General features: G+C 70.0%; 16 protein-coding genes and 1 riboswitch. Of the genes, 8 read left to right on the forward strand and 8 right to left on the reverse strand.

Features of this window, described 5'->3' with window-relative positions:
* Positions 1-41: 41 nt before the first annotated feature.
* Complete coding sequence (locus IE257_RS30465; RefSeq protein WP_189973092.1) at positions 42-245, forward strand: hypothetical protein; 204 nt, start codon at positions 42-44, stop codon at positions 243-245.
* A 3-nt stretch (positions 246-248) separates the two neighbouring features.
* On the opposite strand, the gene IE257_RS30470 is transcribed toward IE257_RS30465, so the two are convergent.
* Entirely contained in the window at positions 249-767 is a 519-nt protein-coding gene (locus IE257_RS30470) for an amidase (protein WP_229920747.1), read from the reverse strand.
* The gene (locus IE257_RS30475) at positions 764-985 is read right to left on the reverse strand and encodes a hypothetical protein (protein WP_030387336.1); all 222 of its coding nucleotides are present in this window, start codon (positions 983-985) and stop codon (positions 764-766) included. Before IE257_RS30475 ends, IE257_RS30470 begins: the two co-directional genes overlap by 4 nt.
* A 116-nt stretch (positions 986-1,101) precedes the next feature.
* Here IE257_RS30475 and IE257_RS30480 point away from each other — a divergent pair, with 116 nt between their 5' ends.
* A complete protein-coding gene (locus IE257_RS30480; protein ID WP_189973093.1) occupies positions 1,102-1,938 on the forward strand; it encodes a helix-turn-helix domain-containing protein in 837 nt (278 codons plus the stop codon).
* Positions 1,922-2,176 carry a DUF397 domain-containing protein gene (locus IE257_RS30485; RefSeq protein ID WP_189973094.1) on the forward strand — a complete coding sequence of 85 codons (255 nt, stop codon included), beginning with the start codon at positions 1,922-1,924 and terminating at the stop codon, positions 2,174-2,176. The genes IE257_RS30480 and IE257_RS30485 overlap by 17 nt, the downstream gene beginning before the upstream one ends.
* A gap of 4 nt (positions 2,177-2,180) precedes the next feature.
* Here the strand turns inward: IE257_RS30485 and IE257_RS30490 are convergent, their stop codons facing one another.
* Positions 2,181-3,362, reverse strand: coding sequence for a S8 family peptidase (locus IE257_RS30490; RefSeq protein ID WP_189973095.1), 1,182 nt, complete (start codon positions 3,360-3,362; stop codon positions 2,181-2,183).
* A gap of 366 nt (positions 3,363-3,728) precedes the next feature.
* Between IE257_RS30490 and IE257_RS30495 the strand changes: the two genes are divergently transcribed.
* Both IE257_RS30495 and IE257_RS39020 read left to right on the forward strand, forming a co-directional pair.
* A complete protein-coding gene (locus tag IE257_RS30495; RefSeq protein WP_189973096.1) occupies positions 3,729-4,055 on the forward strand; it encodes a protease inhibitor I9 family protein in 327 nt (108 codons plus the stop codon).
* A gap of 223 nt (positions 4,056-4,278) precedes the next feature.
* Positions 4,279-4,407, forward strand: coding sequence for a hypothetical protein (locus IE257_RS39020; protein WP_268251446.1), 129 nt, complete (start codon positions 4,279-4,281; stop codon positions 4,405-4,407).
* Here the strand turns inward: IE257_RS39020 and IE257_RS30500 are convergent.
* Positions 4,404-5,003, reverse strand: coding sequence for a phosphoribosylanthranilate isomerase (locus IE257_RS30500; protein ID WP_189973097.1), 600 nt, complete (start codon positions 5,001-5,003; stop codon positions 4,404-4,406). The genes IE257_RS39020 and IE257_RS30500 overlap by 4 nt on opposite strands.
* A gap of 184 nt (positions 5,004-5,187) precedes the next feature.
* On the opposite strand from IE257_RS30500, the gene IE257_RS30505 reads away from it, so the two are divergent.
* Positions 5,188-5,523, forward strand: a complete 336-nt coding sequence (locus IE257_RS30505; RefSeq protein WP_189973098.1) for a helix-turn-helix domain-containing protein — start codon at positions 5,188-5,190, stop codon at positions 5,521-5,523.
* Positions 5,524-5,622: 99 nt separating this feature from the next.
* Here the strand turns inward: IE257_RS30505 and groL are convergent, their stop codons facing one another.
* The 4 genes from groL to thrC all read right to left on the reverse strand — a co-directional run bounded on the left by groL (position 5,623) and on the right by thrC (position 9,783).
* A complete protein-coding gene (gene groL, locus IE257_RS30510) occupies positions 5,623-7,245 on the reverse strand; it encodes a chaperonin GroEL (protein ID WP_030387326.1) in 1,623 nt (540 codons plus the stop codon).
* A 326-nt stretch (positions 7,246-7,571) separates the two neighbouring features.
* Complete coding sequence (locus tag IE257_RS30515) at positions 7,572-7,778, reverse strand: cold-shock protein (protein ID WP_030009783.1); 207 nt, start codon at positions 7,776-7,778, stop codon at positions 7,572-7,574.
* A gap of 415 nt (positions 7,779-8,193) precedes the next feature.
* On the reverse strand, positions 8,194-8,472 hold the full coding sequence (locus IE257_RS30520) for a MoaD/ThiS family protein (protein WP_030387325.1): 279 nt from the start codon (positions 8,470-8,472) through the stop codon (positions 8,194-8,196).
* A gap of 36 nt (positions 8,473-8,508) precedes the next feature.
* On the reverse strand, positions 8,509-9,783 hold the full coding sequence (gene thrC, locus IE257_RS30525; protein WP_229920748.1) for a threonine synthase: 1,275 nt from the start codon (positions 9,781-9,783) through the stop codon (positions 8,509-8,511).
* 17 nt (positions 9,784-9,800) lie between these two features.
* Positions 9,801-9,959: riboswitch (SAM riboswitch) on the reverse strand.
* 183 nt (positions 9,960-10,142) lie between these two features.
* Between thrC and IE257_RS30530 the strand changes: the two genes are divergently transcribed.
* Both IE257_RS30530 and IE257_RS30535 read left to right on the forward strand, forming a co-directional pair.
* Complete coding sequence (locus IE257_RS30530; protein WP_189973197.1) at positions 10,143-11,093, forward strand: glucosyl-3-phosphoglycerate synthase; 951 nt, start codon at positions 10,143-10,145, stop codon at positions 11,091-11,093.
* Positions 11,094-11,139: 46 nt separating this feature from the next.
* A complete protein-coding gene (locus IE257_RS30535) occupies positions 11,140-12,579 on the forward strand; it encodes an alpha,alpha-trehalose-phosphate synthase (UDP-forming) (RefSeq protein WP_189973100.1) in 1,440 nt (479 codons plus the stop codon).
* The last annotated feature ends 8 nt before the right edge of the window (positions 12,580-12,587 follow it).

Here is a 12,587-nt window from a genome sequence, read left to right on the forward strand (position 1 = left end):
TGGTGCACGTATCGGTGTCACTCGTTCCCGGAGGAGCTCTCATGCGTACCCGAATCCTGGCGTTCGCCGCCGCCCTCGTACTGGCTGCTCTCGGCGCTGCGGTCCCCACCGCGCAGGCCGCCGCACCGGCCATCCCCGGTCCGACGTGCACGGCCGCCAAGGGGGCGGTGGAGTACGACTCCGCCACCGGCCAGTGGACCTGCAAAGGCGGCGAGCACGACGGCGAACTCATCACCGAGAGCTGAGACTCAGCCGGTGGTGGCGGTCTGCAAGAACCGCACCAGGTCATCGTCGCTGTAGCCGAGCCTCGGGCCGCGCTCGGCGGCCATCAGCAGCAACTGGCCCACGATCTCAGCGCCCCAGCCGTCCGTACCGTCATCGGACCACTCCCACAGCTTGTCGATGCCGAGTCCGGTCATCAGTAGCCCGTACCGGGTGCGGACCTCCGCGCACAGCTCCGCCACCGCGTCGAGCAGCCGCCCACCCGGCCGCTCGCACCGCAGCCCCAGGCAACCGCCGAAGTCCGCGACCACGCACCCCTGGGGCGGGCTCGCCCTGAGCCCCTCGTAGCGCAGGTCGTCGAACCCCGGATACCCGTCCACCGGGCAGTGCACCAGCGTGAACCGCTGCCATCCGGGCGGCGGGGGCGGCTTCGGGTCGCCCGCCTCCGGACCGCAGACCCCGCGCGGCGCGAGCGCGGTCTCCAGGCCGCGCAGCTTCCAGCCGAGCTCGAAGGCGAAGTTCACCGCCTCCACGGCCTCGCTCACGAACCCGCCGCCCGCTCGTGCAGGACAGCGGCCAGCCGGAGGGCGGTGTCCAGGTTGCAGCGGCCCAGGTCCACCAGCGGCAGCCCGTAGGTGCCCGCAGCCGAGACCCGCTCCACGTCCAGCGAGGGGAACAGCACGCCGACCCCGGCGAGGGATTCCCGCAGCTGCCGGACGGCCTCCTCGGCCGCCTGCATGCGCTCCTGTGGGGAGAGCACCATGACATGTCACCTTTCTACTCTGAGTATCCAACTTCTTCACACAGAGTGGCGACGCGCTCACTAGCCTTTCAAGTGCGAACCCCGCAACAACCGCACATGTTGCTCAGGGAGTTGCCATGCCACGAAAGAACCTCGACCCCTCCTCCTCACCCCGCGCCCTCCTGGGCGCGGAACTGCGCGTAGCGCGCGAACGCGCGGGCATGAGCCAGGCCGAACTCGGCGAACGCCTTTTTGTCAGCGGCGCGTTCATCGGCCAGCTCGAAGCCGGCACGCGTCGGATGCACCTGGAGTTCGCCCGCCAGATCGACGAGATCCTCGACACGGGCGGCTTCTTCGTCCGCAACTGCGGTGCCGCGGCCGAGTCGAAGTACCCGGACCACTTCGCGGCGGCGGCCGAAGCCGAAGCCCTGGCGAAGACCATCCGGGAGTACGCGCCGCAGCTGATTCCCGGACTGCTCCAAACAGAGGCGTACGCGCGCGAGGTGTTCCGTGCGTATCAGCCGACGGCCACCGAGGAGACCATCGACGAGCTGGTCACGAATCGCCTGGCCAGGGCCTCGCTGCTCAATGATCCAACAACCCCACTGTTGTGGTGCGTCCTCGACGAGGCGGTACTGCGACGCGCCGGGGACAGCCCGGCGATCCTGGCCGAGGCGCTGCGGCACATCGCGAGGCTGATCCGCTCCTGCCGGATCATCGTGCAGGTGCTGCCGTTCAGCGCGGGCTTCCATGCGGGGCTGGCGGGCACCCTCAAGCTGATGTCGTTCGATGACGCGCCGCCACTCTCGTACGTCGACGGCCTAGGGATGGGTCAGTTGTTCGACGATCCGGCCACCGTCGCCCACCACACCCTGACCTACGATCTCCTCACGGCCAACGCGCTGTCACCGCGCAAGTCCCTGGCCCTGATCGAATCGGTGGCGGAGGAATACGAAGATGACCAGCAAGCCTGAGTACGACCTGTCGGCGGCCTCCTGGCACAAGTCCAGCTACAGCGCGGGCGACGGCGGAAACTGCCTGGAGATGGCCACTTGGCGGAAGTCCACCCACAGCGACGGCACTGGCGGGGACTGCCTCGAAGTGGCCGACGGCCACCCCGACCTCGTCCCCGTGCGGGACTCCAAGCAGCCCGAAGGCCCGCACGTGATGTTCCACGCACGGGCCTGGGCGACCTTCGTCGCGGCGCTCTGACGGATCAGAGGCCGGCGGTGAACAGCAGCTGGTTCGGGCTGTTGTCGCTCAGGTTCTCGATGATGTCCTTCGTGGACTTGTCCGACAGGAAGTTGTGGATCTCGGCCGGCAGCGCGTTGGGGTGCTCGGCCTTGTAGAGCGCGGCCACACCGGCGACGTGCGGCGCGGCCATGGACGTACCGTTCAGGGCCACGCTGCCGCCACCCAGCCTCGCGGAGACGATGTCCTTGCCCGGGGCGTAGATGTCGAGGCACTCGCCCCAGTTCGAGAAGTCCGTCTCCTGGTCGAATCGGTCCGTCGCACCGACGGTCACCACGCGCGCGGCCGAGGCGGGCGAGACGCGACAGGCATCCCGGTTCTCGTTGCCCGCCGCGATCACCGGCAGCACACCGCGGTCCGACACCGCGGTGGCTGCCGCGTTGACCGAGTCGAGGCGGTCCCCGCCCAGGGAGGCGTTCAGGACGGCCGGCTGATGGGCGTTCCTGGCGACCCAGTCGAAGCCCGCGATGATGCCCGACCAGGGGCCGCGGCCGTCGCAGCCCAGGACACGGACGCTCACCAGGCTGACCTTGTGCGCCACGCCGAACGCCGTGCCGCCGACCGTGCCCGCCACGTGCGTGCCGTGGCCGTTGCAGTCCGCGCCGTTGCGGCCGTCACCGATCGCGTCGAACCCCCGAACCGCCCGGCCGCCGAACTCCGGGTGGGCGAAGTCGATGCCGCTGTCGACGATGTACGCGGTCACCCCCTGGCCGCTGCCGTGGGCACTGAAGTTGTTGTCGAGCGGCAGGAACCGCTGGTCGATCCGGTCCAGGCCCCAGGAGTTGGCGGGCGCCTTGGTCTGTGCGCCGGCGGCCGGCATCGGCGGGGCGCTGACCTGCGCGTCCTGCTCCACCCTCAGCACGCCGGGCGTCGTCCGGACGACCTTCAGCTGCTCCGCGGTGAGGGAGGCGGCAAAGCCGTTGAACGCCGCCGAGTACTTGAACTTCGGCTTCACGCCGACGGTCGCGGCGAACCGCGCCGCGTTGGTCGCCTTGTCCAGGGTGACGATGTACTGGTCGGCGATGGCGTTGGCCGAGGTGATCAGCGGTACCGGGGTCGGCTCCGGGGCCGCGACCGAGGCGGTGGCGGCCGCGACCGGGGTGACGGTGAGGAGAACGGCCGTGGCCAGACGGGCGAGCAGACGCATGGAAGAAGCTCCCTGACGTGCTGTGAAAGGTCGACGTGGAGGAGCCGCCCCCGCGATCTGGAGTCCTCCGCGGGTGCGGCCCTCCTCTACATCGGGCACCGCCCCGGCGCGGCTTGAACCATCGCCTCCACCTGGCCGATCGTCCGACTGCCGCGTCAACCTGCCGTGTCGGACACGCTGCAGAAAGGGTTAATCCCTTGTGCCGCTTGGGGTGTGGCCCGCTCCGCCCGGGGCCTGGAAACCCGTGCGAGATTCACCCGTACGCCTCGCCCCCGGACAAGGGAGCGCACGGCCAGAGCCCGCCGTGCACCCGCCACACCCACCGGCGTCGTTGACCCGCCCTGCCGCGCGTGATGGCCTCGGGCCATGCGCATCCGTCTGAGCCGAACCCTGACCGTGGCCGTCGCCGTACTGGCCGCCGTCGCCGCCCTGCCCGTGTCCGCGGCCACCGCCGACGTGCCGGAACCCGTACCGCACACGGCTCCGGCCGACCACGCCACGTACATCGTCACCGTTCGGGAAGACGTCGACCCGGCCGCTGTGGCCGAGCGGGTCGGTGCCACCCCGGTCCACGTCTACCGCACCGTCCTGCACGGCTTCTCCGCCCGGCTGAGCCCCGCCCAGGTCGAGGCCCTGCGGGAGATGCCGGACGTCGAGTCCGTGGACGAGGACGGCCGGGCCATCGGCTTCTGAGGGAAGAGCGGCGGGACGAGCGGCGCCCGGACGTTCACCGCGAAGCCCCGGTCGAAGTCCCCTCGGCGATCCGCCGGGCGGTCCCGCGGGCGGCCTCCTCCCGATCGCGCAGGCACGGTGCACCGGTCCGTCAAGCCCCGAATGTCCGCACGGTGACACGGGCGCCCGCGCAGGGCGCAATGGAGGTCGGCCCGCTTCCCCGAAACCGCCAAGGACCGCACCCATGACCCTCGCCAGGACCCGCCGCATGGCCTTCGTGCTCGTCGCCCTGCTCGCCGGTGGACGCATAGCCGCGTACGCCGACGGATCGTCGTCGGCCGCCCCGGAACAGGGGGCGGCCCGGGCGGCCTAGCCCCTGGCCGCCTCGATGAAGGCGCGGATCAGCTCCGGCGACTTCACGCCGCGCTCCCGCTCCACCCCGCTGGACACGTCCACGCCCCAGGCGCCGGTCACCTCGACCGCCTCCCGCACGTTGCCCGGGTTCAGCCCGCCGGCCAGCAGCCAGCGGCCCTCGGGCGCGGTGAAGTCGGCCGAGCCCCAGTTCCACGGCTTCCCGGAGCCCGGGTCCGGCGCGTCCAGCAGCAGCAGGTCCTCGCCGTACTCGCCGCAGCGCTTCACGTGCTCGGCGGTGGCCCGCAGCAGGGTCCGCCCGCCCGCACGCAGCGCCGCGAAGTCCTCGGGTCCCTCCTCGCCGTGCAGCTGCACCCCGCGCACCCCGCTCTCCTCGGCGAACCGGCGCACCTCCGCCACGGGCTGCCCCCGGAACACCCCGACGGTGAGCACCCCCTCCGGCACCCGCGCGGCCAGCTCCCGCGCGCCGGCGGCGTCGACCGTGCGCGGACTGCCCGGCGCGAAGACGAACCCGATCGCATCGGCCCCGGCAGCCACCGCCACGTCGACGTCGCTCGCGGTCTTCAGGCCGCAGATCTTGACGAAGAGATCGCTCATGCCCCCAGTCAACCACCGCACCCGACGTCAACGACGCCGGTCTCTTTACATCCCTTGGCGTGCGACCCACGCCAAGCTCGCATTATGTCGTCAGCGACATAACGGTGGCCGCCCGTATCGTGTGCCGAACGGAGCACGGCCCGGCCCACACGACGTACAGCCGCGGCAAGGAAGGGAACGCGTCATGAATCACGCCCGCTGGAAGCTGACCCGCGAGAAGACGGCCGCACTGGGATACGTCGAGCCGCCCGAGGTCCGGGCCGAGCGGGCGGAGATCCGGCTGGCCATGGCCTTCGCCAAAGCAGTGCACGAGCGGCGCAAGGCGCTGGGACTGTCGCAGGCTCAGCTGGCCGAGCGGGCCGGGCTCACCCAGGCAAAGGTCTCCCGGGTGGAAGGCGCCGACGCTGTGCCGACGCTGCCCCTGCTGCGCCGCCTCGCACACGCCTTGGACGCCGGACTGAACATCGCCCTCGACGAGGACCGTGAAGACGTCACTTTCATCGCGCACCCCGCAGCCTGAGGCCGCGTCCGACGAAACGCCCGAGGGCGGCACCCCCGTGGGGGTGCCGCCCTCGTTCGAGAACAGCCGATCAACCTTCAGGCCGGAGCCGGGGGTCGATCAGAAGTCCATGTCACCGCCCGGCATGCCGCCCGGCGCACCGGCGCCGGCCTTCTCGGGCTTGTCGGCGATGACGGCCTCGGTCGTCAGGAACAGCGCGGCGATCGACGCGGCGTTCTGCAGCGCGGAGCGCGTGACCTTCGCCGGGTCGATGATGCCCTCGGCGATCATGTCGACGTACTCGCCGGTCGCGGCGTTCAGGCCGTGACCGATCGGGAGGTTGCGCACCTTCTCGACGACGACGCCACCCTCGAGACCACCGTTGACGGCGATCTGCTTGAGCGGGGCCTCCAGGGCGAGCTTCACGGCGTTGGCGCCGGTCGCCTCGTCACCCTCGAGCTCCAGCTTCTCGAAGACCGCGGAGGCCTGCAGCAGGGCCACGCCACCACCGGCGACGATGCCCTCCTCGACGGCCGCCTTCGCGTTGCGAACGGCGTCCTCGATGCGGTGCTTGCGCTCCTTGAGCTCGACCTCGGTCGCGGCACCGGCCTTGATGACGGCCACGCCGCCGGCCAGCTTCGCGAGGCGCTCCTGGAGCTTCTCGCGGTCGTAGTCCGAGTCGGAGTTCTCGATCTCGGCGCGGATCTGGTTGACGCGACCCTGGACCTGGTCGCTGTCACCGGCACCGTCGACGATGGTGGTCTCGTCCTTGGTGATGACGACCTTGCGGGCGCGGCCGAGCAGGTCGAGACCGGCGTTCTCCAGCTTGAGGCCGACCTCCTCGGAGATGACCGTGCCGCCCGTGAGGATGGCGATGTCACCGAGCATGGCCTTGCGGCGGTCACCGAAGCCCGGAGCCTTGACGGCGACGGACTTGAAGGTGCCACGGATCTTGTTGACGACGAGGGTGGAGAGCGCCTCGCCCTCGACGTCCTCGGCGATGATCAGCAGCGGCTTGCCGGACTGCATGACCTTCTCCAGGAGCGGCAGCAGGTCCTTGACCGAGCCGATCTTGGAGTTGACGATCAGGATGTACGGGTCGTCGAGGGACGACTCCATGCGCTCCATGTCGGTGGCGAAGTACGCCGAGATGTAGCCCTTGTCGAAGCGCATACCCTCGGTGAGCTCCAGCTCCAGACCGAAGGTCTGGGACTCCTCGACGGTGATGACGCCTTCCTTGCCGACCTTGTCCATGGCCTCGGCGATGAGCTCGCCGATCTGGGTGTCGGCGGCGGAGATGGAGGCCGTCGAAGCGATCTGCTCCTTGGTCTCGACATCCTTGGCCTGGGCGAGCAGGGCGGCGGAGACGGCCTCGACGGCCTTCTCGATACCACGCTTGAGGGCCATCGGGTTGGCACCGGCGGCCACGTTGCGCAGGCCCTCGCGGACGAGAGCCTGGGCCAGGACGGTGGCCGTGGTCGTACCGTCGCCGGCGACGTCGTCCGTCTTCTTGGCGACTTCCTTGACCAGCTCGGCGCCGATCTTCTCGTACGGGTCCTCGAGCTCGATCTCCTTGGCGATGGAGACACCATCGTTGGTGATCGTGGGGGCGCCCCACTTCTTCTCAAGGACGACGTTGCGACCCTTGGGGCCAAGGGTGACCTTGACGGCGTCGGCGAGCTGGTTCATCCCACGCTCGAGGCCGCGGCGGGCCTCCTCGTCGAACGCAATGATCTTGGCCATCTGAAGTGGTCCTCCCGGACAGCGGTGGATTGCTCCCAGGACCGCGCCCGCGCCCGCGACGGACGGCCTGCGTGCCCGGCGGTTCCTTCCCACCGGACCCTGCGGGCCTCACCGACCCGGTCCTCGTTTCAGTAGCACTCTCACCAGGAGAGTGCTAACGCCAATGATTAGCACTCGACCCCTCCGAGTGCAAGCGGCTTGGGGCAACGCCCCGCCACTACCGGGCATACGCAGGAGGGGCCCCCATCCCGTGTCCAGGATGTGGGCCCCTCGTGGTGCTCCAGGTCTTCGATGCAACTGTGCGTCGGCGGTCGATCGCGCCAGGACTAGCCGAGTGCGAGCTTGACCATGTCCGCCTGCGGACCCTTCTGGCCCTGCGAGATCTCGAACTCGACCCGCTGACCCTCTTCAAGGGTGCGGTACCCGTCCATCTGGATGGCGCTGTAGTGGACGAACACATCCGCACCACCGTCGACCGCGATGAAGCCGTAGCCCTTCTCCGCGTTGAACCACTTGACGGTGCCCTGAGCCATGCCTAACTCCCCTATTACTGGCCCTTGCGCAGGAACGCACTTCGCGATCCCGGGTCAGAACTTGCGTCGGAACGCGTCGACCGAGGCTGAATGTATCTGCGCGGATGCTGTCTGCAACAGGTCAATCCGATGAGAATTCTGGACACCGAGAAACATTGAAATAGAGTGAAAATTTGCCATACTCCAGGGCAACTCGGGCCGGGCATATCTCGCCAAAGCCCCATACCGCACTTGCACATTGGCCCGATGTCGACCCTCGCGCGGCCCGTTCATATGCAGGGGGCAAGAACAGCGGAGGGGACTTCCCCAACCCTACCGTGCCCAATCAAGCAGAATTGCCCCCTCCGCTTTTAGCGGAGGGGGCAATTTCGGTTTGCGCGTGTCACCTGTCAGGTGATCCCGGGGATCCGGGTATTCAGCAGCCGCCTGCCACGGCCGGGATGATCGAGACGCCGGCGCCGTCCGGCGTCGCCGCCTGCAGCCCGCCCTCGAAGCGCACGTCGTCGTCGTTCACGTAGACGTTCACGAAACGGCGCAGCTTGCCCTGGTCGTCCAGGACGCGCGCGGCGATGCCCGGGTGGCTCTTCTCCAGGGACTCGATGACCTCGGCGAGGGTCGCGCCCTCGGCCGGGACCTCGGCGGCGCCGCCGGTGTAGGTGCGCAGGATGGTGGGGATGCGGACGTTGACGCTCATGGCGCTACTGCCTTTCCGGGTGCAGAGGGAGAAGGATCAGACCAGGCCGGCGGCGCGGAACGCGTCCAGGCTCGGGCGGATGGTGGCGGTCTGCCCGCTGTCCGCGGCCACCGCCTCCAGGGTCTTGAGGCCGTCACCGGTGTTGAGGACGACCGTGGTCAGCGTCGGGTCGAGCTGCCCGTTGTCGATGAGCTTCTTCGTCACGCCGACGGTCACGCCGCCCGCGGTCTCGGCGAAGATGCCTTCGGTCTGCGCGAGGATCTTGATGGCCTCGACGACCTGCTCGTCGGTCACGTCCTCGACGAAACCGCCCGTGCGGCGCGCGATGTCCAGCACGTACGGGCCGTCCGCCGGGTTGCCGATCGCGAGCGACTTGGCGATGGTGTTCGGCTTCTGCGGGCGGACCACGTCGTGACCGGCCTTGAAGGCGGTCGACACCGGGGAGCAGCCCTCGGCCTGCGCACCGAAGATCTTGTACGGCTTGTCCTCGACGAGGCCGAGCTTGATGAGTTCCTGCAGACCCTTGTCGATCTTCGTCAGCTGCGAGCCGGACGCGATCGGGATGACGATCTGGTCGGGCAGCTGCCAGCCGAGCTGCTCGCAGATCTCGTACGCCAGGGTCTTGGAGCCCTCGCCGTAGTACGGGCGGAGGTTGACGTTGACGAAGCCCCAGCCCTCGCCCAGCGGGTCGCCGATGAGCTCGGAGCAGAAGCGGTTGACGTCGTCGTAGTTGCCCTCGATGCCGACCAGGTCACCGCCGTACACACCGGCCATGACGACCTTGCCCTGCTCCAGGTCGTGCGGGATGAACACGCAGGAGCGGAAGCCGGCCCGGGCGGCCGCGGCGCCGACGGCGCCGGCCAGGTTGCCGGTCGAGGAGCAGGACAGGGTGGTGAAGCCGAAGGCGCGGGCGGCCTCGACGGCGATGGCCACGACGCGGTCCTTGAAGGAGTGCGTCGGGTTGCCGGAGTCGTCCTTGACGTACAGCTTGCCGGTGACGCCCAGCTCCTTGGCCAGGTTGGCCGCGTCCACGAGCTTGGTGAAGCCCGGGTTCAGGCTGGGCTTGGAGGCCACGTCCGCGGGGACGGGCAGCAGCGGCGCGTAGCGCCAGATGTTGTTGGGGCCGGCCTCGATCGCGGCGCGCAGGGCCTCGGGGTCACCGGTGGGCAGGTCGTAGGCGACCTCCAGCGGTCCGAAGCACTCGGCGCACGCGAAGATGGGGCCGAGCTCGAAACGGGTACCGCACTCGCGACAGGAAAGGCCGGTGGCAGGTCCGAGATCAACAGAGGTGGCGACAGTCTGTGCAGCCATGATGGCGAGGCCCTTTCTCCTCATCTTCCCCATGGCGCACTTCGCCATGAGACGGAATTGGCACCTTCCCTAGCCGGGGACCTCGCTGACGTCGCTGATGTGCGCGATCGCGAGAACCGACTGGAGGGTTGCCGGGGCTTCAACGGGCCGTGTCCCTCTGCCCCTCTGGATGAGCGGTATGGCACCGGGCGACGCGCTCTTCGGCGCGCCCGGGCGTTTGTCACGAGGACCCCGGCATGCGGTGGTCCTTCGCGTTGTTCAAGACTGTAACCGAAGGGCCGGACGGTTGAGACAGGCGTCCGAACCGCGAGATGGATCACATACCGGCGGATTTCGCCGACACGCAGGGAGTGCTGAGGGTGCTGGAAGAGGTGGAGCGATGGCTGGCCGACCGCTCCTGGTCCGCCGCCGACCGACCGCTCGACCAGCTGCTCGACCGGAAACGGGCGGCCGGGACCACGGTCAGCGTGGTGCTGCCCGCGCTGGACGAGGAGGCGACGGTCGGGGCGATCGTCGAGGTGATCCGGCGTGAGCTGATCGAGGGACTGCCCGTCCCCCTGGTCGACGAACTGGTCGTCATCGACTCGGGCTCCACCGACCGCACCGCCGAGGTCGCGGCGAAGGCCGGGGCCCGGGTGGTGCACCGCGACGACGTGCTGCCCCGCATCCCGGCGCTGCCCGGCAAGGGCGAGGTGCTGTGGCGCTCGCTGCTGGCCACCGAGGGGGACATCGTCTGCTTCGTCGACGCCGACCTGCGGGACTTCTCCGCCGCCTTCGTATCCGGGATCGTGGGCCCGCTGCTGACCGACCCGGACGTGCAGTTCGTCAAGGCGATGTACGACCGGCCGCTGGGGGACACCCCCGGCCAGGGCGGCCGGGTCACCGAACTGGTCGCCCGCCCCCTCCTCAACCTGCACTGGCCGCAGCTGGCCGGCTTCGTCCAGCCGCTGGGCGGCGAGTACGCCGTGCGCCGCTGCCTGCTGGAACGGCTGCCGTTCCCCGTCGGGTACGGCGTCGAGCTGGGCCTGCTGGTCGACGCCCTGCACACGGTCGGGCTGGACGCACTGGCCCAGGTGGACGTGGGCGTACGGGTCCACCGCCATCAGGACGGGCAGGCACTGGGCCGGATGGCCGCGGCGATCTACCGCACCGCCCAGGTACGGCTCTCGCGCGGGCACCTCGTACGGCCGGAGCTGACGCAGTTCGAGCGCGGACCGGAGGGCTTCGTACCGCGGACGTACCCGGTGGACACCGAGGAGCGGCCCCCGATGGCGGGCATCAAGGAGTACGCCCGGCGTCGCGTGGCGTGAGCGAACGTACGGTTTGAGCGGGCACGGACCGGGCTAGGTTGGCCGCATGGCTTCCCAGGTACTCGTTGCAGCGAACCGCGGCCCCCTCTCCTACGCCCTCGCCGACGACGGGACGCTCAGCGCCCGGCGCGGCGGGGGCGGTCTCGTCTCCGGACTCTCCACGGCCCTCGCGGAGCAACCGGATGCACTGTGGATCTGCGCGGCACTGTCGGAGGCGGACCGGGAGGCGGTCCGCCGGGGCGTGGCCGAACCAGGGGTCCGGATGCTGGACATCGATCCCACGATGTACGACGACGCCTACAACGGCATCGCCAACTCTGTGCTGTGGTTCACCCACCACCACCTGTACGACATCCCGCGCGAGCCGGTCTTCGACGCCGAGTTCCGCCGCCGGTGGGACTCGTACGAGCGCTACAACCAGGCCTTCGCCGAGGCACTGGCCGAGGAGGCCGCGCAGGGCGCGTCGGTGCTGGTCCAGGACTACCACCTGGCGCTGGTCCCCGGGCTGTTGCGGGTGCTGCGCCCCGACCTGCGGATCGCGCACTTCACGCACACCCCGTGGGCCGCGCCCGGCTACCTCTCGATGCTGCCCGACCTGGTCCGCGAGACCCTGCTGTGGGGCATGCTCGGCGCGGACGTGCTCGGCTTCCACACCGAGGCCTGGGCGGCGGAGTTCCTGGGCTCGGCGCGGCTCGACGACGCGTGGGGGCAGGCCGAGGTGCACGAGGGCTCGGTGGTGGAGCACCGCCGGTACTCGGTGTGGCCCACCCGCACCACGCGGGTGCGGGCGTACCCGCTGGGCGTGGACGCCGACGAGCTGCGGGCGCTGGCTCACCGCCCGGAGGTGAACGACAAGCTGGCGGAGCTGCGGGCGGAGGTGGACGGCCTGCGGACGATCGTCCGCGTGGACCGCACGGAGCTGTCGAAGAACATCCTGCGCGGCCTGCTGGCCTACCGGGAACTGCTGACCACGCGCCCGCAGTGGCGCGGCCGGGTGGTCCACCTGGCGTCGGCGTACCCGTCGCGGCAGGACCTGCGGGTGTACCGGGAGTACACGGCCGCGGTGGCGGGGCTGGCGCAGGAGATCAACGCGGAGTTCGGTACGGAGGACTGGCAGCCGGTGCTGGTGTCGGTGAAGGACGACTTCGCGCGCTCCCTGGCGGCGTACCGGCTGGCGGACGTGGCGCTGGTGAACCCGGTGCGGGACGGGATGAACCTGGTGGCGAAGGAGATCCCGGTGGTGTCGGAGGCGGGGTGCGTGCTGGTGCTGTCCACCGGGGCGGGGGCGTACGAGGAGCTCCGCCAGGACGCGCTGACGGTGAACCCGTACGACGTTTCGGCGACGGCGGAGGCGCTGCACGCTGCGCTGGCCATGCCGGTGGGTGAGCGCGTGGAGCGGACCAAGCGCCTGGCCGCTGCCGCGACGTCCCTCCCCCCGACGGCCTGGTTCACGGCCCAGCTCTCGGCGCTGACCGACCCCGCCTGACCGTCCGC

It is taken from the genome of Streptomyces avidinii, from assembly GCF_014650695.1.
Lineage (GTDB): Bacteria > Actinomycetota > Actinomycetes > Streptomycetales > Streptomycetaceae > Streptomyces > Streptomyces avidinii.